The following is an 18,625-nucleotide window of genomic DNA, read 5'->3' as shown; positions in this document are numbered from 1 at the left end:
GGCCAGCGGCAGCCAGGCCTCGATGGCCCGGTCGCGCAGGGAGACGCGGGAGGGGTGGCCGACGGGCATGGCAGCCATCGCGTTCAGCAGGTCGGCAGCACTGTCAGCCGGCGCATCGCTGATTGCGGGCTTCGTCTCCGCAGCCTCAACTGTCTGAGTGGCAGTCATCTCGGTCCTTCCTTGGCACCTGTCCGGAGAGCCGGCCCGGTTTGCACCAGGCCCGGTCGGGCAAGGTATCCGCTATCCGTTTCGGGGCCGACGGCGATTCAAGATCGCCGTCGTCCGCGCACACTTGGCCGTTCGGTTATGACGACCTTAGCCGAGAGGGCCATGGATGACTAGCCGAAAGTATGAGTCACTTTACGTAATTGAATGATCACAGTGGATCACGATGATCATTCGTCGTCTTTGCGGGCCTTTTCCGCCTTCTTCTCCTCCCTGCTCAGCGCCAGGTCCAGAGCCAGCACCGCGGCGATGATCAGCAGCGCGTCCTCGCCGGCCTCCACCTGCACCGCGTAGGTGTCGCGGATCGTCAGCCAGCGCTTCGACACCGCGGCCACGTCCCGGCCGTCGCGCTCGATCACGTACTCGTGATCGAGCAGGTCGCCCTTCATGGTCAGGTCCTCGGGGCCGGGGACGTCGATGGTGAACTTGTCCCGGAACGGGGTGAAGAGGTTCTTCCGGACCTCGGCGGCCTTCTCGCCACCGATCCGGATCTCGTACGTCGGCCGCATCGAGACCAGGTGCCGGTGCACGCTGGCCACCTCGGTGCCGGTCGCGTCCTCGATCACCACCTTGTCGCGGGCGCTGAGCACCTTGCCGTCGACGTGGAAGATCTTGGTGCCGTGTTCGTCCAGGACGTCGAAGTCGTCACCGACGGAGAAGAACTTCTCTCTGATCACATACATGGGCCCGATTGTGCCCCGTGGCGGCGGCACCGGCTCGCCGTTGAGCCGGTGCCACCGCGGCTCACGGCTTCAGGACGACCTTGATGCAGCCGTCCTCCTTCTTCTTGAACATGTCGTACGCCTGCGGCGCCTGCTCCAGCGGCACCCGGTGCGTGGTCAGGTCGTCCACGCCCAGCGGGTCGTCGTCGCCGGTCAGCAGCGGCAGGATGTCGTCCACCCACTGCTTCACGTGCGCCTGGCCCATCCGCAGGGTCACGCCCTTGTCGAACAGGTCGAACATCGGGAACGGGTCGGCCTGCCCGCCGTACACGCCGATGATCGACACCGTGCCGGCCCGGCGGACCGACGCGAACGCCGTGCGCAGGGCGCCCATCCGGTCCACCCCGGCCGTGTCGATCGCCTTGCGGGCGACCGCGTCGGGCAGCAGACCCGCGGCCTTCTGGGCGAACTCCTGGAACGGGGTGCCGTGCGCCTCCATGCCGACGGCCTCCACGACACTGTCCGCACCGCGTCCCGAGGTCAGCTCCAGCACCGCGGCCGGCACGTCGTCGACCTCGTCGAAGTTGATCGTCTCGATGCCGTGCCGGGCGGCCATCGCGAGCCGCTCCGGCACGTTGTCGGTGGCGATGACCCGGGCCGCGCCGAGGTGCCGCGCGATCCGGGCGGTCATCTGGCCGATCGGCCCGAGGCCGGTCACGAAGACCGTGCCGCCGGGCGTGATGTCGGCCCACTGCGCGGCCTGCCAGGACGTGGTCAGCACGTCGGAGAGGAACAGGTAACGCTCGTCGGGGTGGCCCTCCGGCACCTTGATCGGCCCGAAGTGCGCCTGCGGGACCCGCAGGTACTCCGCCTGGCCGCCGGGCACCTGGCCGTAGAGCTTGGTGTAGCCGAACAGCGACGCTCCCTTGCCGTGCTCCTTGACCTGGGTGGTCTCGCACTGGGCGAAGAAGCCCCGGCTGCACATCCAGCAGCGGCCGCAGGAGATGTTGAACGGGATGACCACCCGGTCGCCGGGCCGGATGTGGGTGACCTCGGGGCCGACCTCCTCCACGATGCCCATGGGCTCGTGGCCGAGGACGTCGCCCTTGTCCAGGTACATCCCCAGCACGTCGTACAGGTGCAGGTCGGACCCGCAGATGGCGGTCGATGTCATGCGGACGATCGCGTCCGTCGGTTCTTGGATCTTGGGATCGGGCACGGTCTCCACCGAAACCTTGGACGTGCCCTGCCAGGTGAGTGCTCGCATACCGTGCGCCTCCGATGGGTGTCGTCACTTCAGCAGGTGCCCACTGCGGAGGGGGATATTCCACGATTAGCCGCCTCGTGGCCGGGCATCGCATCGATACCGACGAGGAGAGGAACAACCATGACGGGACCGACGGGCCGGGAGTTCGCGGTGGTCACGGGTGCGTCCAGCGGCATCGGCTACGAGTTGGCCAGGCAGTTCGTGGAGAACGGCTACGACGTGCTGATGACCGCCGAGGACGAGGCCATCGAGCAGGCCGCGGCCGACCTGCGGCGCGACGGGCAGCACGAGGTGATCGCCGTCCGCGCCGACCTGGCCACCTTCGACGGCGTGGAGGAGCTCTACGCGGCCATCGGAAAGAGCGGCCGCCCGGTGGACGCGATCGCCATCAACGCCGGCCGGGGTATCGGCGGTGACTTCGTCAGCCAGACCGACCTGCGCGAGGAACTGAACGTCATCGACGTCAACGTGACCTCGACCGTGCACCTGGCCAAGCGGGTGCTGCCGGACCTGGTGGCCCGCGGGGCCGGCCGGGTGCTGTTCACGTCGTCGATCGCGTCGATGATGCCGGGCACCTACCAGGCCGTTTACAACGCGTCGAAGTCGTTTGTGCAGTCCTTCGCCGAGGCGCTGCGCAACGAGCTGAAGGACACCGGGGTCACGGTGACCTCGCTGATGCCGGGGCCGACGGACACCAACTTCTTCCACCGCGCCGAGATGGACGACACCCGGGTCGGGGCGAGCAAGAAGGACGACCCCGCGGTGGTGGCCAAGCAGGGCTTCGAGGCCCTGATGAAGGGCGACGAGAAGGTCGTGGCCGGCTCGGTGAAGACCAAGGTGCAGGCCGCGGCGTCCAAGGTCATGCCGGACAGCGCCAAGGCGCAGATGCACCGCAAGATGGCCGAACCGGGCTCAGGGGAGTGAGCACGGCAGGTGGCGGGGCCGCGGCCCCGCCACCGCGGAATCCCTCGGATCACCGGTCCCTGGACGAGCCGAGGCGCCGGCCTCGGGTGGAGCCGGCGCCATCGGTTGGGGGACGTGCTGTGGGGACGGTCAAGCCAGTTTCATCGATGCATTAGTTAACACGCAAGTAATCTGAGTTCCGGAACCGCGGCGGCAGGTGAGGTGGATCTCCCCGGACGGGTTCACGCCCCTTCCGTCAGGCATGCTGGACGCTCGGTCCGCATCGAGCGCCCTCGTGGCCGAATGGTGATTTGACAGTCTTTGGGGCGGACGCGAAGGCTGTCCAGGGCATCCTGTTCTGCCGTGGAGGTCCCTTGTTCGCACTGTCCCGTCGCCAGCTCCTGGCGCTGGCGGGTGTCAGCGGCATCAGTGGTGCCCTGAGCCTGCCCACGCCCGTGTCGGCAGCCGTGCCCGATCCGGTCGCCGATATCTACCGTGAGTTGCTGCATATGCACACGCGGTGGGTCGAGGAGCAGTGGGACCCGAGCATCAGCGCGTACCGTGCGGCGGATTTCCGCTTCGCCGCGGTCCTGGGCAACGCCGTCCTGCTCGGCCTGGACGACTACGACGCCCGCTTGGCGGACGTCGACGCCGGCACGCTGAAAGCCAAGACCGTCGCCACGATCCAGCGTTTCGCCGCCACCAACCGGTTCGCCGGGGGCACCGAGTGGGGCCGGCAGCTGTTCTGGGACTCCACCTTCGAGTTGTACTTCGTGCTCGCCGCGCGGCTGCTCTGGGCCGAGCTGGACACTCAGACCCGGCGCAACGTGCAGCAGATCGCCGTGGGCCAGGCCTCCTACGCGTACGGGCTGGGCTCCGACGACGACCCGCTCAGCGGTGACTGGTCGCCCAACGGCACGGCCGGCGGCTGGCTCGGCGACACCAAGCTGGAGGAGATGGGCGTCTACGCCCAGGCCATCGCGCCCGGTCTGGCCTGGGCCGGCGACGACGAGGCGGCCGAGGGCTGGCGTGAGCGTTTCCTGCTCTGGGCCACCAACGCCAGCGGTCTGCCCGCGGCCGACCTGGCCAACCCCGCGGTCGTGGACGGCGAGCGGATCGACCAGCGGGCCACCGCGCACAACCTGCACAACTCCTTCATCGTGGAGAACCACGACTCGGCCAGTCCGCACTACCAGGCCGAGCTCTGGCGGACGGCCGGCCGGGCGGCGATCCACTTCCTGGTCGCCGGGCGGGCCATGCCCGAGGTGCTCACCCGCCAGCCCAACGGCGAGCAGCTCTGGGCCACGCTGCGGCTGCTGGCCAGCGACGCGGGCGAGCCGGTCATGCCGATGGTCGCCGACCGCTACCACCTGTACGGACGCGACGTGCTCCCGCTGGCGTTCCTGGCCCAGGTCCAGGGCGACCGGGATGCCGCGCGGGCCGAGGCCGACCTGGCCGAGCGCCTGGTGCCCTACCTGCGGTACGAGCCGAAGTACCAGCTCACCAAGTTCAGCGGCGAGGACAAGTACGAGCCCGAGGCCCGGGCCGAGCTGGCCATCTCGTACCTCTTCCACCGCCTGCGCGACCGGCCGGTCCAGCCGGTGAGCAAGGCCGCGTTCTTCCGCCGGGCCAGTGGCACCCGGGATTTCGGCCGCGACGTCGGCCTGACCGCCCACCAGTCGGAGCAGGCGTTCGCGGCCGCCGTGACCAAGCCGGGCTTCGTCAATTTCCTCTGGCAGCCAGGACACGACAACTGGCTGATCGACACCCGCGAGCCGGCCTTCCTGCCCGCGGACACCGCGCCGACCGCCCGGTGGACCCGGGCGTGGAGCGAGGTCCGCGACGGGGTGGACGCCACCGCCACCGTGCTGGCCGTCCCCGGCGGCCGGGCCGGCTTCGCCACGCTGCCGACCGGGACGGTCGTCTACGCGAGCACCGGACTCCCCGGCGAGGGCCGCCTCTCCCTGTTCAATCTGTACATGCCGGGCGTGCCCGGGCTGACCGGCAGCCGCCTGTTCACCACGCCCACCGGTCAGGCGCTGCTCAGTGACCCGGGCGACGGCGACATTACCTTCGCCCCGCGTGACGCCCGCTGGGTGCGCATGCTCGGCCGCGAGCCCGGCACCGAGTACGGGTACTCGATCTTCACCTTCGCCGTGCTCGACACCACCGGAGCCGATCTGGCCCAGGGGGCGATGCCGACCGCGTCCTCCGAGGACATCTGGAATCCGGCCCGCAACGTCACCGACGGCAACCCGGACACCCGCTGGGCCGTCGCCCGGGAGGAGCGCGGCCGGGCCGACAGCTGGCTCGCCGTCGATCTCGGTTCCGCCGTCCGGGTGGCCGGGGTGCGGATCTCGTGGGAGGCCGCGTACGGCAAGAGGTTCGTGATCCAGACCTCGACCGACGGCCTGACCTGGATCGACGCGGCCGCCGTGCCGCAGACCCGGTCGGCCGCGGGCTGGGTCGGCATCGACGGCCGGGCCGGCCTCGTCACGCACGGCACCAAGCGCAAGATCGTCGTGAGCGCGACCGAGGTGGCCGCGCCGGCCCCGCTCATCGAGGGGTATCCGGGCCGCCGCACCGACCTGGCCGAGCTGGCCGCCCGCCCGCTGCCCACCGGCCGCGGTCTGCTGATCAGTGACGCCGACGGCTACCTGAGCGTCTTCAATCTCCAGGCCCGCCCGGTGACGGCCGCCGCGGTGCACGTCCCCTCCGCCCGCCGGCTCTACCGCGGCACCCAGGTGGCTCGGCGCAAGGGCCTGGACTGGACGGTCAGCCTCGCCGGTGGCACGGCGACCGTCGAGCCTCCCCGGTTCACGGTCGAGGACGCGGTGCCCGACGGCACCCGCTTCGAGGTGGCCGACTCTCACCACCTGACCGTCACCGCGCCCCCGAAGCGCAAGGTGGTGGTCACCGTCCGGGCCGGATCCTGGTCGTCCACGGTCCGGGTGTCCGCCGGGCGGTCGCGCAGCGTCACGGTGCCGGGAGCGCCGGTCACTCCGACCGCCGACCTGGCCCGGGGTCGCACCACGTTCCCCACCTCGCCGCTGCCGGCCGGGATGACCACACCCGCCCGTGCGGTGGACGGCGATCCGCGCACAGCGTGGCGTCCGGGCCCGTCCGGCCGGATGGTCGTCGACCTGGGTGCCGTGGTGGCGGTCTCCGACGTGCGGCTGACCTGGTCGAAGGGGCGTCGCCGGCCGGTGCGGGTGGAGACCTCCCGGGACGGCGTCACCTACGCGGCGCTCGGCGGGCAGGCGCGCTATGTCGCGGTCGCGGTCGAGGGCTGGCGTCCGGGCGACGCGGAGCTGGTGCATCTCACCGTCCGGTGATCCGCTCTTTGACCAGCTTCCGCATTTTGCCCCACTTTCTCCGCTCCTGGAGCGATGATTCATCGCGAGCGGAAGGTGGCGGGGATGCCGAATGCAAAGCTGAACGACGCCCAGCAGGTCACGGTGAAGCGCAGCCCGATCATGGGTCTGCTGGCCGACCGCAGCCTGGCAGTGAAGAACGTGGTCGCGGTGGCCGCGATGGCGATCGTCGCCGTGGTCGTCGGCGGGCTCGGTATCTACCGGATCTCCGAGATGAGCGACGACCTCACCCAGATGAAGACGGAGCACGTCGACAGCCTGCAACAGGTGGCTGAGCTGCGCGGGGGCATCGCCGAGATGTTCCGCGGCATGCTGCTCCACCAGATCGGGGCGGACGCGGCCGGTAAGAAGCTGGGCCGCGACGCCGTCACCGCCGCCGACGCCAAGATCGACTCCGCGCTGACCAGCTATACCGAGACCGCCGCGGATTCACCGGCCCGGGAGAAGAGCCTGGCCACCTTCACGGAGGCCCTCAAGCACTACCAGGCGCTGCGGAACACCGTCCTCTTCCAGGAGCCGATCTCAGGCGGCTACACCCTGCCGGCGCCGGACCAGATCCTCAACGAGTTCAACACCGTCGAGGGCGACATGAACACCTCGGTGGCAGATCTGCAGAAGCTGGAGGACACCGAGGCCGACACCCTGGCCCGGGAAGCCGACGAAGAGTTCCGCTCGGCCCGCACCATCATGATCGCCGCGCTGATCGTCGGCATTCTGCTCGCTGCCGCCATCGCCATGCTGGTGGTGCGGCTGATCAGGCAGCAGCTCGCCACCGTGGCGACGGCCCTGGGGGCGGTGGCGGACAACAACCTCACCATCCCCGCCGAGGTGCGCTCCCGCGACGAGCTGGGCCGGATGGCCATGGCCGTCAACCGGGCCCGTGACGGGCTGCGCGCCACGGTCGGCTCGCTCACCACCGGCGCCCACAACCTGGGTGCCAGCACCCAGCAACTCACCGGCGTGACCGCCCGGATCGGCGAGAGCGCCCGCGAGGCCGCCGCTCAGGCCGGCCTGGTCGCGGCGGCGGCCGGTGACGTCTCCGGCTCGGTGCAGTCGGTCGCGGCCGGCAGCGACGAAATGGGTGCCTCGATCCGCGAGATCGCCCAGAACGCCAACGACGCGGCCCAGGTCGCCTCCAGCGCGGTCGGCGTCGCCCAGAGCACCAACGACACCGTCGCCAAGCTGGGCACCTCGTCCGCCGAGATCGGCGACGTGGTCAAGGTGATCACCGCGATCGCGGAGCAGACCAACCTGCTGGCCCTGAACGCGACCATCGAGGCGGCCCGGGCCGGTGACGCGGGCAAGGGCTTCGCCGTGGTGGCCAGCGAGGTCAAGGACCTGGCCCAGGAGACCGCACGGGCCACCGAGGACATCTCCCGGCGGGTCGAGACGATCCAGGCCGACACGTCCAGCGCGGTCGAGGCGATCGGCGAGATCTCGCAGATCATCCAGCGGATCAACGACTACCAGGTGACCATCGCCTCGGCGGTGGAGGAGCAGACGGCGACCACGGCCGAGATGAGCCGCAGCATCAGCGAGGCGGCGGGCGGCAGCTCGACCATCGCGACCAACATCAACGGGGTGGCGCACTCGGCCGAGCAGACCAGCAGCACGCTGGTGGAGGCCGACGCCGCGGTGAGTCAGCTCAACGGGGTGGCCGAAGAACTGCGCATGGTGGCGGAACGCTTCCGGGTCTGAGCACCCGGTATCGACGGACACGGGCCTGCCGGCCGCAGCCGGCAGGCCCCGTCGTCACCGTCGTGGCGCGTCGACCAGCCGGAACAGCGTCAGCCACTGCTCCGGCCAGACCAGACCCACCGGTACGTCGGTGGCCAGCCGGGCCGCCCGGAACGCCGCCGAGACGCGCCGGTCGCCGTACCGCCGGGCCAGCGAGTGGTGCAGCGACCCGCCGACGCCGGTGAAGCCCACCTCGACGAACCGCCGGTAGGCGGGCAGGGCAGCCGGCTCGACCAGCGGTACCGGCCGCCGGTCCAGGCGCAGGATGCCCCCGTCGACGCGCGGCATCGGGCGGAACGCCGAGCGGGGGATCCGGCCGGTCAGCGTCCAGCTCACCAGTGGCCAGGTGCTGATCGTGAGCCGGGTCCACCGCCCGTAGCCGCCGGTGCGTTTGCGGGCGTACTCGAGCTGGGTGAGCAGGGTGGCCGCGGCGAGGGCCGGGGCGTGCAGGCACCAGTCCACGACCGCCGAGGTCAGCGCGTACGGGATGTTGCCCACCACCGCGAACGGCCGGTCCGGCGGCACCGCCCGCAGGAAGTCCGCCACCCGTACGGTGACGCCGGGCAGCTCGGGGAGCCCGGCCGCCATCTGGGGATCCACTTCGTAGCTGACCAGGTGGCGGGTGTGCCGGGCCAGCTCGCCGGTGAGGACGCCGCGACCGGCGCCCACCTCGTACACCAGGTCATCGGGCCGGATGCCGGCCGCGGCGACCACGCGGCGCACTGCCTGCGGGTCGGAGAGGAAGTTCTGGCCGAACACCCGGCGGGTGCGGGCGTGCTCGCGCCCGGCCGGTTTCGGATGGGGTAGTGCCATGGCCGTGGTCCTGTCTGCCGCCTTCTCGGCGGCGAACGCGGACAGGCGTCATCGTGGCCCGTCCGGTGGAAGAGGACGCGGAGGGCCCTGGCGCGGCAAGCGGCTCTAGTCGGCGCGGCGGCGCAGGGCGCGACGCCGGAAGCGCAGGCGGGACGAGTGCAGCGGTCCCCGCGCCACGGGCGTGCAAGCCCGGCCGAGGAGAGCATGCGTCGTAGGCATCCGGTGACCCTAACCGCGGCCGCCGGGCCCGGCACGTCGTTTTTCTGCCCGCGGGCGACCGGGAAAAGCGGTGGCGGTCCGGATACGCCTCTGATTGCGTCCAGGGATGACCGACTTCGACGACCCGGCGTTCTTCGGCGACCGCTGGGCGGGTCGCTACGACGATCTGAGCAAGGGCCCGGACCCCACCGCGGCCGTCGACTTCCTGGCCGGCCTGGCCCGGCCCGGCGCCCGGATCCTGGAGCTGGCCATCGGCGGCGGCCGGGTCGCGATCCCGCTCGCCCGTCGTGGCTTCGCGGTGGAGGGCATCGAGGCATCGCAGGCCGTCGTGGACAAGCTCCGGGCCGTGCCGGGCGGGCAGGACCTGCCGGTCGTCACCGCGGACATGGCCGACGTGCCCAGCGCCGGGCCGTTCCCGCTGGTCTACGTCGTCTGGAACAGCCTGTTCAACCTCACCAGCCAGCAGCGCCAGGTGGACACGTTCCGTAACGTAGCGCGGGTGCTGGAGCCGGGCGGCGCGTTCGTGCTCGAGTGCTACGTGCCCGACCCCGCCGCCTACGACCGGCAGTTCAGCACCGACGACGTCCGGGAGGACTCGGTCGGCTTCACCCTCACCGTGCACGACCGGATCGCCCAGCGGATCCAGATGCAGCACGTGACGGTGGACGGCAAGGGCGTCCGGCTCCTGCCCACCGCCCACCGCTACTGCTGGCCGGCCGAGCTCGACCTGATGGCCCAGCTCGCGGGCCTGCACCTGCGGGAGCGGTGGGCCGACTGGGACCGTACGCCGTTCCGCGCCACCAGCGGGAGCCACATCTCGGTCTACGCCAAGCCCTGACCGGGGGCTATGCTGGTCGGCGGGCCGTGACTGGCGCGTTCGGATGGGCCAACCATCGGGGAGCGGCCCCGTGCCGGACGACCGTTCTCCGGAGACGACCTGCCGTGCGCCTGGGCCTCTTCACCTGTGATAGGGAGGTCCGATGTCTGCACTGAACGCCGAATCGACCGCATTCCGCTCCGCCCTGGAAGCGGTCCGCGCCGTCGAGCCCCGCATCGCCGACGCGATCGCCAAGGAGCTCACCGACCAGCGGGAGTCTCTCAAGCTCATCGCCTCCGAGAACTACGCGTCCCCGGCCGTGCTGCTCGCGATGGGCAACTGGCTCTCGGACAAGTACGCGGAGGGCACGATCGGCCGCCGCTTCTACGCCGGCTGCCAGAACGTCGACACCGTCGAGTCCGTCGCCGTCGAGCACGCCAAGGCCCTGTTCAACGCCCCGTACGCGTACGTCCAGCCGCACTCCGGCATCGACGCCAACCTGGTCGCCTACTGGGCGATCCTGGCCGACCGGGTCGAGGCGCCGGCGCTGGCCAAGGTGCAGAAGCGCAACGTCAACGACATGACCGACGCCGAGTGGGCCGAGCTGCGCGCTGCGTTCGGCAACCAGCGGATGCTCGGCATGAGCCTGGACGCCGGCGGCCACCTCACCCACGGCTTCCGCCCCAACATCTCCGGCAAGATGTTCGACCAGCGCAGCTACGGCGTCGACCCGGCCACCGGCCAGATCGACTATGCGGCGTTGCGTGAGTCGGCCAAGGATTTCAAGCCGCTGGTCATCGTGGGTGGCTACTCGGCGTACCCCCGCAAGGTGAACTTCCGCATCATGCGGGAGATCGCCGACGAGGTCGGCGCCACCTTCATGGTCGACATGGCGCACTTCGCCGGCCTGGTCGCGGGCAAGGTCTTCACCGGCGACTTCGACCCGATCGCCAACGCGCACATCGTCACCACCACCACGCACAAGAGCCTGCGCGGCCCCCGCGGCGGCGCGGTCTTCTGCCAGCCCGAGCTCTCCGACCAGGTCGACCGGGGTTGCCCGATGGTCCTCGGCGGCCCGCTCGCGCACGTCATGGCGGCCAAGGCGATCGCCTTCGCGGAGGCCCGCCGGCCCGAGTTCGCCGACTACGCCCAGCGCATCGTCGACAACTCGCAGGCCCTGGCGGCCGGCCTGACCAGCCGCGGCGCCACCGTCGTCAGCGGCGGCACCGACAACCACCTGGTGCTCATCGACGTCGACAAGTACGGCCTGACCGGCCGCCAGGCCGAGCAGGCGCTGCTCGACTCGGGCATCGTCACCAACCGCAACGCGATCCCGCAGGACCCGAACGGCGCCTGGTACACCTCCGGCATCCGGATCGGCACCCCGGCGCTGACCACCCGGGGCCTCGGCACGGCGGAGATGGACCAGATCGCCGAGCTCATGCACACGGTGCTGAGCAGCACCAAGGCGGGCGCGTCGAAGGCCAAGTTCGACCTGGACGCGGCGGTCTCCGACCGGGTGGCCAAGCAGGCGACCGAGCTGCTCGCCGACTTCCCCCTCTACCCGTCGGTGGATATCTCCTGATCAAGGTCAAGGTCACGATCAAGGTCATGTCGTGCCTGGTTGCAGATAACTGACCGTCGCTCCCGCCGAGACCGGGCGCGGGCGGCCACTCGCCTGGCGGCTCGTGAACGGCCACCCGCACCCTGCCAGCTGATTGCAGGGGAAGACCCCGAAACCCCGGCCCGTCGGGCAGCCGTTATTGCGGCTGTCCGGCGGGTATCCGGCGTGGATGACAGATCAACCGAGCGATCAGACGATCGGCGAGCTCGAGACCGTGCATACGTTCGACAGCGGGCCGATGCCCACGGGCGTCAGCGTGTCGGCGGGTGGGCGGATCTTCGTCAACTATCCGAAGTGGGGCGACGAGGTGCCGTTCACGGTTGCCGAGTTGCGGGACGGGACCGCCGTTCCCTATCCGGACCAGGCGTGGAACAGTCCGTTCGGGGATGACGATGCCAAGGCTTTCGTGTCGGTGCAGAGCATTGTCGTTGACCCCGCTGATCGGCTCTGGGTGCTGGACACCGGAAGTCCGTTGTTCCAGCCGACCAAACCGGGCGGTCCCAAGATGGTGTGTGTCGATCTGAGCACCGACACCGTCGTGCAGACGATCGTCTTCGAGCCCGACGTGGCGTTGCCGACGACGTATCTCAACGATGTGCGGTTCGACCTGGGGCGCAACGTCGCGTACATCACCGACTCCTCCGACCAGGGTGCGAACGGCATCATCGTCGTCGACCTGGCGTCCGGTGCCGCCTGGCGGAAGCTGCACGATCATCCGTCCACCAAGGCCGAGCAGCCGCCGGCGTTCCTGCCCGTGGTGGAGGGTTCGCCGTTCCTGGAGCGTCCGGCCGACGGCCCGGCGAAGCCGGTGCTCATGGGCGCCGACGGCATCGCCATCGGCGCGGACGGCAGCCGGCTCTACTACTGCCCGCTCGCTTCCCGGCACTGGTACAGCGTGTCGACCGACGCGCTGGTGGACCGCTCGGCCGGTGCCGACGAGGTGGCCGCGACGGTGGTGGACGAGGGGGACAAGGGCGGGGTCTCCGACGGGCTGGAGACCGACGACCAGGGCCGGCTCTATCTGACCCACGGCGAGCACAACGCGATCCTGCGGCGGCTGCCGGACGGCACGCTGGAGACGGTGGTGCACGATCCCCGGCTCCTCTGGCCCGACACGATGTCGGTCGCCGCGGACCGGCACCTCTACGTGACCGCGAACCAGCTGCACCGCCAGGCCAAGTACCAGGGTGGTACGGACCGGCGGCAGTACCCGTACTCGCTGTTCCGGGTGCCGATCGACGCCGGCCCGGTCAGGCTCGTCTGACGATCCGGTGCAGCTCGACATCGGTCAGGGCCCCGTCCGACACGGTCGCCGTCTGGTACGTCGCGTACGGCTGGCGGCGCCGGTCGGTCGGTGAGCCGGGGTTGAGCAGCCGCAGGCCGGTGGCCGCGGTGGTGTCCCACGGGATGTGGGAGTGGCCGAAGACCAGCACGTCCGCGTCCGGGAACCGGGCCGCGCAGCGCTGCTCGCGGCCGGTGGCCTGGCCGGTCTCGTGCACCACGGCCAGCCGCAACCCGTCCAGCTCGGCCCGCGCGATCTCGGGCAGCCGAGCCCGTAGCGCCGGACCGTCGTTGTTGCCGTAACAGGCGATGAGCCGCTTCGACCGGGCCGTCAGCTCGTCCAGCAAGGGGACGTCGACCCAGTCGCCCGCATGGACCACGACATCGGCCGCGTCGACCGCCGCCCACAGCTCGGCGGGGAGGTCGCGAGCCCGTTTCGGCAGGTGCGTGTCCGCCATCAGTACCAACCGCATGTCGCCACCCTAGGTCCCCCGGGTAATGGGGAAGCGCCTTCCCGCGCGAAACACCACAGCGTCCCTTTTGGTGGTTAAGCAACTTCCGCGCGTCTTGCAAGACCGGGCTTATTCGGGCGCGTCGATCCGCCCGGCGGAAGCGTTATACAGAGCCGTTTTTCCCGTCGGGAAGGAGATGCACGGGCGGCTACCGCATAGGTCCGTCGGGACGCTGTCAGCGCACGTCGGAACCGGTTCCGGAACTGCGGTGCACTCGGCCAACGGCTTCGAGGCGCCGGCCAACGGCAACGTGCGGTTCCGCAACATCTTCACCATCTCGCTCGCCTCCGGCACCATCGACCACGTCGTCAACAACATCGGGGAAGCGGCCACGGCTGACGCGGTCTTGCCGCGTACGGTCACCAACCTCCCGTAGGTCAGCCGGCAATCTCACCGCTGCCGCGCGGGATCAGGGTCGTCGCGATCCTGATCTCGCGCGGCTCCGCGGTGAGCCCGTCCATCCGCTCGAAGAGCGCCCGTGCCGCCGCCCGGCCCATGGCCGCCGGATCCTGGGCGATCACGGTGACCCCCGGCTCCAGCAGGTCGGCCAGCGGGAAGTCGTCGAAGCCGACCAGGGCGACACTGTGCCGCAGGCCGAGCCGGCGCAGGGCCCGTACCGCGCCGACGGTGATCAGATTCTGGCCGGTGAACAGGGCGGTCGGCGGTTCCGGCCGACGCAGGAGATCCACAGTGGCCGCTTCCGCCGCCGATGAGTCGTGCAGGCCACCGACCACGGCCGGCGGTAGCCCGCCCTCGTCGAGCACGGCGAGGTATCCGCGCAGGCGTTGCCGGGCCGTGGCGATCCGGGCCAGATCACCGAGGAACGCGATGCGCCGGTGCCCGTACGCGATCAGATGCCGCACCGCCTCGGTCGCCCCGGCCCCGTTGCCGGCCAGCACGGTGTCGGCGGCGAAGCCGGCGGCGGGCCGGTCCACGAAGACCACCGGGATGTCCGGTGGCAGCTCGCGGGCGAGGTAACTCTGGTCGGGCCCGGCCGGCGCCAGGATCAGCCCGTCGGTGTGCCGGCGCGCGCAGGCCCGGGTCAGCTCCCGCTCGCGGTCGGGGTCCTCGTCGAGACTGCCGGTGAGGACGTGCAGCCCCCGCGGCCGGGCCTCGTCCTCCACCGCCCGGTGCAGCACCGCCGAGAACGGGTTGCCGACGTCCTCGAGCAGCAGGCCGATGGTGGCGGTCCGCCGGTCGTTGCGGCGCAGCATGCTCGCCCCGAGATGCGGCCGGTAGTGCAGCGAGTCCACCGCCGCGCGGACCTTGGCAACCAGCGCGGGATCCACCGTGGTCTCGCCGTTGACCACCCGCGAGACGGTCTTGAGGCTGACTCCCGCGGTGCGGGCGACGTCGTTCATGGTGGGCCGCCCGGGCGTCATGATCCCCCCATTGATCGATCTCCACCGATGTTGATCACGCTCTGCAACATTGTCGAAACTAATTGTTGACACTCGATGCGGGGAGTCGTCTACTGCAAGACAACGTTGTCTCTCGATTTCTGCTAAATCGATTTGGAGGGGACATGCGGCAATCAACGCTGATCAACCGCGGGCGCCTCGGGCCCGCCCTCGTCGCCGTGACCCTGGTGCTCGGCACCGCGGCCTGCGGCGGGGACTCGGGATCCGGGGACGGGGCAACCGTCGGACTGATCACCAAGACGGACACGAACCCCTTCTTCGTCAAGATGAAGGAGGGTGCGCAACAGGCGGCGGACAAGGCCGGCGTGCAGCTGCAGAGCTTCGCCGGCAAGCAGGACGGGGACAACGAGGCGCAGGTGCAGGCGATCGAGAGCCTGATCTCGGCCGGCGCCAAGGGCTTCCTGATCACCCCGAACGACTCCAAGGCGATCGTCCCGTCGATCGACAAGGCCAAGCAGCAGGGCATGCTCGTCATCGCGCTGGACACGCCGACCGACCCGGCCAACGCCGTCGACGCGACCTTCGCCACCGACAACTACCAGGCCGGCAAGCTGGTCGGGCAGTGGGCCAAGGCCAAGTTCGACAAGGAGGGCAAGCAGGCGAAGATCGCCCTGCTGGACCTGAACGCCAACCAGGTCTCCGTGGACGTCAAGCGGGACCAGGGCTTCCTGGACGGCTTCGGCATCCCGGTGGGTGACCCCGACAAGATCGGCGACGAGTCCGACCCCCGCATCGTCGGGCACGACGTCACCGACGGCGCGGAGGACGGCGGCCGGACCGCGATGGAGAACCTGCTGCAGAAGGACCCGTCGATCAACCTGGTCTACACGATCAACGAGCCCGCGGCGGCCGGCGCGTACCAGGCGCTGAAGGCGGCCGGCAAGGACAAGGCGGTCACCATCGTCTCGATCGACGGTGGCTGCCCCGGCGTCGACAACGTCAAGGCCGGCGTCATCGGCGCCACCTCGATGCAGTTCCCGCTCAAGATGGCCTCGCTGGGCATCGACGCGATCTCGGCCTTCGCCAAGGACGGCACGAAGCCGCAGGCCAGCGCGGGTAAGGACTTCGTCGACACCGGCGCCACCCTGATCACCGACCAGCCGCAGACCGGTATCGAGGCCAAGGACTCGGCCTGGGGCGCACAGAACTGCTGGGGCTGATCATGTCGACCACTGCCGTCAAGGAACCATCGCCGCCGCAGGACTTCGACGTCCGGCGCAACGACTCCCTCGGGCTCCGGCTGCAGCACCTGCTGCACGGAAACCCGACCCTCGGCCCGCTGGCCGTGCTGATCGTCGCGATCATCGCCTTCTCCGTCGCGAACCAGCGGTTCTTCTCCGCCCCCAACCTGTCGCTGGTGCTGGCCCAGGTCACCGTCATCGCGGTGCTGGCCCTGGGGCAGACCCTCATCATCCTGACCGCCGGCATCGACCTGTCGGTCGGCGCCGTCGCCGTCTTCTCCTCGATCCTGATGGCCAGCTTCGCCACCAAGCTCGGCATGCCCGGCCTGCTGGCCCTGCTGCTCGGCCTGGTCGTGGGTACGGCGATGGGAGCCCTCAACGGCTTCCTGGTCACCCGGATCAAACTCCCACCGTTCATCGTCACCCTCGGCACGCTCAGCATCTTCTTCTCGCTGAACTCGGTGGTGTCCGGTAGCGAGACGATCCGCGGCTCGGACATGCCCGGCCTGCTGAGCTGGACCGGCACCACGATCCCGATCGGCGGCTTCCGGCTGACGTACGGCTCGATCATCATGCTGCTGCTGTTCGCGGTGTTCTTCTACGCGCTGGGCTCCACCGCCTGGGGCAAGCACGTCTACGCGACCGGCGACGACATCGAGTCCGCGCGGCTGGCCGGCATCCGGACCAACCGCGTGCTGTTCTCCGTCTACACCGTGGCCGGACTGCTGTACGCCGTCGGCGCCTGGATCCTGATCGGCCGCCTCGCCTCGGCCAGCCCCAACGTCGGCGTCGACTACAACCTCGACTCCATCACCGCTGTCGTGCTCGGCGGCACCAGCCTGTTCGGCGGTCGCGGTGGTGTGCTCGGCACGCTCATCGGTGCCCTGATCGTCGGCGTCTTCCGCAACGGCCTGCAGCTGGCCGGCGTGGAAGTCGTCTGGCAGGGCTTCGCCATCGGCCTGCTCGTGCTGGTGGCCGTCTCCCTCGACCAGTGGATCAGGAAGGTGAAGACATGACCACGCCTGTGCTGGAGGCGCGCGGCCTGACGAAGCGGTACGGCCGGGTCACCGCCATCGAGAGCGGCGACCTGGAGCTCTACCCCGGCGAGATCCTGGCGGTCATCGGGGACAACGGCGCCGGGAAGTCGAGCCTGATCAAGGCGCTGTCCGGCGCGGTGGTCCCGGACAGCGGCGAGATCTACCTCGACGGCGAGCGGGTCAACTTCCGCAACCCGATGGACGCGCGGGCGGCCGGGATCGAGACGGTCTACCAGACCCTGGCGGTGGCACCGGGGCTGGACATCGCCGACAACCTGTTCCTCGGCCGCGAGGAACGTAAGCCCGGGGTGCTGGGCTCGGTCTTCCGGATGCTGGACAAGGCGCACATGCGCACCGAGGCCAAGCGCCACATGAACGAGCTGGGCGTGGCGACGCTGCAGAACATCGGCCAGGCGGTGGAGTCGCTGTCCGGCGGCCAGCGCCAGGCGGTCGCGGTGGCCCGGTCGGCCGCGTTCGGCAGCAAGGTCGTCATCCTCGACGAGCCCACCGCGGCGCTGGGCGTCAAGGAGGGCAACCGGGTGCTGCAACTGATCCGCGACGTCCGCGACCGCGGCCTGCCGGTGATCCTGATCAGCCACAACATGCCGCACGTCTTCGAGGTGGCGGACCGGATCCACATCCAGCGCCTGGGCCGGCGGGCGACCGTGATCACCCCGCAGAGCCACTCCATGTCCGAAGCCGTCGCCATCATGACCGGCGCGGCCGAGCCGCCACCGCCGGTGGCCTGAGCAGTGCTCCGCCCCCGCCCGTCGCGGCGGGGGCGGAGTCCGGTCCGGCAGCCGTAAGAAAGCGGTAATGCCCGCGGTTCTTCCGGTGGCCGCGGCGGCCGTGTTGACTCTGCACTGTGCTGAAACGCGTGTTCGCCAAGCCCGTGACCTGGTTGGCTGTCCTGGTGCTGGGGGCCGGTGCGGCCGTCGGCCTCTACTGGTTCCAGCCCTGGCGGCTGTTCACCGACACCACGGTCAACGAGACACTGTCCACAGTGGCCGTTGCGCCGAGTGCCGCTGCCGGGCCGAGCAGCGCCGCCGAGCCGAGCCTTGCGCCGAGCAGCGCGGCGCCGCCGGCCGCCGAGCCTGCGGGGCCGGTCGTCGTCCGCACGGGTTCCTTCATCACCCACGAGCACGCGACCGCCGGCACCGCCCGCCTGGTCCGCAACCCGGACGGCAGCCACCAGGTGGAGCTGGTCGACCTGGACACCTCGGACGGGCCGGACCTGCGGGTCTGGCTCACCGACCAGGAAGTCCGCGAGGGCTCCGCCGGCTGGCGCGTCTTCGACGACGGCAAGTGGACGGAGCTCGGCCGCCTCAAGGGCAACCGCGGCGACCAGGTCTATCCGGTCCCGGGCAAGATCGACCCGGACGACTACAGCAGCATCAGCATCTGGTGCAAACGCTTCGCCGTCTCGTTCGGAGCCGCCGCCCTGCGCTGAACGCGGCAGCCCCTGCCCCGCCTGGCCCGCTCGGCCCGCCCCGCTCGGCCCGGCTGCCTGGCCCGCCCGGCCCGGCTGTCTGGCTCGCCCGGCCCGGCTGCC

General features: G+C 70.4%; 16 protein-coding genes, 1 pseudogene and 1 riboswitch. Of the genes and pseudogenes, 11 read left to right on the top strand and 6 right to left on the bottom strand.

Annotated elements, in window-relative coordinates:
* The 3 genes and pseudogenes from Aau02nite_RS47015 to Aau02nite_RS40325 all read right to left on the bottom strand — a co-directional run.
* Window positions 1–168: pseudogene (locus Aau02nite_RS47015) on the bottom strand (RNA polymerase sigma factor SigF); the annotation flags it as partial.
* A 227-nt stretch (window positions 169–395) separates the two neighbouring features.
* Complete coding sequence (locus Aau02nite_RS40330) at window positions 396–908, bottom strand: LURP-one-related/scramblase family protein (RefSeq protein WP_212993942.1); 513 nt, start codon at window positions 906–908, stop codon at window positions 396–398.
* 61 nt (window positions 909–969) lie between these two features.
* Entirely contained in the window at window positions 970–2,154 is a 1,185-nt protein-coding gene (locus Aau02nite_RS40325) for a zinc-dependent alcohol dehydrogenase (RefSeq protein ID WP_212993941.1), read from the bottom strand.
* A 120-nt stretch (window positions 2,155–2,274) separates the two neighbouring features.
* On the opposite strand from Aau02nite_RS40325, the gene Aau02nite_RS40320 reads away from it, so the two are divergent.
* From Aau02nite_RS40320 to Aau02nite_RS40310, 3 genes are all read left to right on the top strand, one after another.
* Window positions 2,275–3,078, top strand: coding sequence for an SDR family NAD(P)-dependent oxidoreductase (locus tag Aau02nite_RS40320; RefSeq protein WP_212993940.1), 804 nt, complete (start codon window positions 2,275–2,277; stop codon window positions 3,076–3,078).
* Window positions 3,079–3,431: 353 nt separating this feature from the next.
* Window positions 3,432–6,392, top strand: coding sequence for a discoidin domain-containing protein (locus Aau02nite_RS40315; protein ID WP_212993939.1), 2,961 nt, complete (start codon window positions 3,432–3,434; stop codon window positions 6,390–6,392).
* 84 nt (window positions 6,393–6,476) lie between these two features.
* Complete coding sequence (locus Aau02nite_RS40310; RefSeq protein WP_212993938.1) at window positions 6,477–8,129, top strand: methyl-accepting chemotaxis protein; 1,653 nt, start codon at window positions 6,477–6,479, stop codon at window positions 8,127–8,129.
* A gap of 54 nt (window positions 8,130–8,183) precedes the next feature.
* Here the strand turns inward: Aau02nite_RS40310 and erm are convergent, their stop codons facing one another.
* The gene (erm, locus tag Aau02nite_RS40305) at window positions 8,184–8,981 is read right to left on the bottom strand and encodes an ErmE/ErmH/ErmO/ErmR family 23S rRNA (adenine(2058)-N(6))-methyltransferase (protein WP_212993937.1); all 798 of its coding nucleotides are present in this window, start codon (window positions 8,979–8,981) and stop codon (window positions 8,184–8,186) included.
* A gap of 325 nt (window positions 8,982–9,306) precedes the next feature.
* Here erm and Aau02nite_RS40300 point away from each other — a divergent pair, with 325 nt between their 5' ends.
* The 3 genes from Aau02nite_RS40300 (at window position 9,307) to Aau02nite_RS40290 (ending at window position 12,905) form a co-directional block, all read left to right on the top strand.
* Entirely contained in the window at window positions 9,307–10,038 is a 732-nt protein-coding gene (locus tag Aau02nite_RS40300; RefSeq protein ID WP_212993936.1) for a class I SAM-dependent methyltransferase, read from the top strand.
* Window positions 10,039–10,054: 16 nt separating this feature from the next.
* A riboswitch (ZMP/ZTP riboswitch) is annotated at window positions 10,055–10,161 on the top strand.
* Window positions 10,162–10,180: 19 nt separating this feature from the next.
* Entirely contained in the window at window positions 10,181–11,602 is a 1,422-nt protein-coding gene (locus Aau02nite_RS40295; RefSeq protein ID WP_212993935.1) for a glycine hydroxymethyltransferase, read from the top strand.
* A 208-nt stretch (window positions 11,603–11,810) separates the two neighbouring features.
* Window positions 11,811–12,905 (top strand): L-dopachrome tautomerase-related protein, encoded by a 1,095-nt coding sequence (locus Aau02nite_RS40290; RefSeq protein WP_212993934.1) that lies wholly within the window; start codon window positions 11,811–11,813, stop codon window positions 12,903–12,905.
* On the opposite strand, the gene Aau02nite_RS40285 is transcribed toward Aau02nite_RS40290, so the two are convergent.
* Entirely contained in the window at window positions 12,892–13,395 is a 504-nt protein-coding gene (locus Aau02nite_RS40285; protein ID WP_212993933.1) for a metallophosphoesterase family protein, read from the bottom strand. The two genes, Aau02nite_RS40290 and Aau02nite_RS40285, sit on opposite strands and share 14 nt — an antisense overlap.
* A gap of 247 nt (window positions 13,396–13,642) precedes the next feature.
* On the opposite strand from Aau02nite_RS40285, the gene Aau02nite_RS40280 reads away from it, so the two are divergent.
* Window positions 13,643–13,810, top strand: coding sequence for a hypothetical protein (locus Aau02nite_RS40280; RefSeq protein WP_212993943.1), 168 nt, complete (start codon window positions 13,643–13,645; stop codon window positions 13,808–13,810).
* 1 nt (window position 13,811) lies between these two features.
* On the opposite strand, the gene Aau02nite_RS40275 is transcribed toward Aau02nite_RS40280, so the two are convergent.
* Window positions 13,812–14,816, bottom strand: coding sequence for a LacI family DNA-binding transcriptional regulator (locus tag Aau02nite_RS40275; RefSeq protein WP_212993932.1), 1,005 nt, complete (start codon window positions 14,814–14,816; stop codon window positions 13,812–13,814).
* A gap of 143 nt (window positions 14,817–14,959) precedes the next feature.
* Between Aau02nite_RS40275 and Aau02nite_RS40270 the strand changes: the two genes are divergently transcribed.
* The 4 genes from Aau02nite_RS40270 (at window position 14,960) to Aau02nite_RS40255 (ending at window position 18,523) form a co-directional block, all read left to right on the top strand.
* Window positions 14,960–16,015, top strand: a complete 1,056-nt coding sequence (locus Aau02nite_RS40270; RefSeq protein ID WP_212993931.1) for a sugar ABC transporter substrate-binding protein — start codon at window positions 14,960–14,962, stop codon at window positions 16,013–16,015.
* A gap of 2 nt (window positions 16,016–16,017) precedes the next feature.
* Complete coding sequence (locus tag Aau02nite_RS40265; protein WP_212993930.1) at window positions 16,018–17,052, top strand: ABC transporter permease; 1,035 nt, start codon at window positions 16,018–16,020, stop codon at window positions 17,050–17,052.
* On the top strand, window positions 17,049–17,822 hold the full coding sequence (locus Aau02nite_RS40260; RefSeq protein WP_212993929.1) for an ATP-binding cassette domain-containing protein: 774 nt from the start codon (window positions 17,049–17,051) through the stop codon (window positions 17,820–17,822). The genes Aau02nite_RS40265 and Aau02nite_RS40260 overlap by 4 nt, the downstream gene beginning before the upstream one ends.
* Before the next feature lie 116 nt (window positions 17,823–17,938).
* Window positions 17,939–18,523, top strand: a complete 585-nt coding sequence (locus Aau02nite_RS40255) for a DM13 domain-containing protein (RefSeq protein WP_212993928.1) — start codon at window positions 17,939–17,941, stop codon at window positions 18,521–18,523.
* Window positions 18,524–18,625 lie beyond the last annotated feature (102 nt).

The organism is Actinoplanes auranticolor (genome assembly GCF_018332655.1).
Classification (GTDB): Bacteria; Actinomycetota; Actinomycetes; order Mycobacteriales; family Micromonosporaceae; genus Actinoplanes; species Actinoplanes auranticolor.
This window is presented reverse-complemented; position numbering and strand designations above follow the sequence as displayed.

What these genes read in the sequence shown, in the direction of transcription:
- Aau02nite_RS40330 (WP_212993942.1), bottom strand. Translation starts at nt 908, where the DNA reads ATGTATGTGATCAGAGAGAAGTTCTTCTCCGTCGGTGACGACTTCGAC.
- Aau02nite_RS40325 (WP_212993941.1), bottom strand. Translation starts at nt 2,154, where the DNA reads ATGCGAGCACTCACCTGGCAGGGCACGTCCAAGGTTTCGGTGGAGACC.
- Aau02nite_RS40320 (WP_212993940.1), top strand. Translation starts at nt 2,275, where the DNA reads ATGACGGGACCGACGGGCCGGGAGTTCGCGGTGGTCACGGGTGCGTCC.
- Aau02nite_RS40310 (WP_212993938.1), top strand. Translation starts at nt 6,477, where the DNA reads ATGCCGAATGCAAAGCTGAACGACGCCCAGCAGGTCACGGTGAAGCGC.
- erm (WP_212993937.1), bottom strand. Translation starts at nt 8,981, where the DNA reads ATGGCACTACCCCATCCGAAACCGGCCGGGCGCGAGCACGCCCGCACC.
- Aau02nite_RS40300 (WP_212993936.1), top strand. Translation starts at nt 9,307, where the DNA reads ATGACCGACTTCGACGACCCGGCGTTCTTCGGCGACCGCTGGGCGGGT.
- Aau02nite_RS40295 (WP_212993935.1), top strand. Translation starts at nt 10,181, where the DNA reads ATGTCTGCACTGAACGCCGAATCGACCGCATTCCGCTCCGCCCTGGAA.
- Aau02nite_RS40290 (WP_212993934.1), top strand. Translation starts at nt 11,811, where the DNA reads ATGACAGATCAACCGAGCGATCAGACGATCGGCGAGCTCGAGACCGTG.
- Aau02nite_RS40285 (WP_212993933.1), bottom strand. Translation starts at nt 13,395, where the DNA reads ATGCGGTTGGTACTGATGGCGGACACGCACCTGCCGAAACGGGCTCGC.
- Aau02nite_RS40275 (WP_212993932.1), bottom strand. Translation starts at nt 14,816, where the DNA reads ATGACGCCCGGGCGGCCCACCATGAACGACGTCGCCCGCACCGCGGGA.
- Aau02nite_RS40270 (WP_212993931.1), top strand. Translation starts at nt 14,960, where the DNA reads ATGCGGCAATCAACGCTGATCAACCGCGGGCGCCTCGGGCCCGCCCTC.
- Aau02nite_RS40265 (WP_212993930.1), top strand. Translation starts at nt 16,018, where the DNA reads ATGTCGACCACTGCCGTCAAGGAACCATCGCCGCCGCAGGACTTCGAC.
- Aau02nite_RS40260 (WP_212993929.1), top strand. Translation starts at nt 17,049, where the DNA reads ATGACCACGCCTGTGCTGGAGGCGCGCGGCCTGACGAAGCGGTACGGC.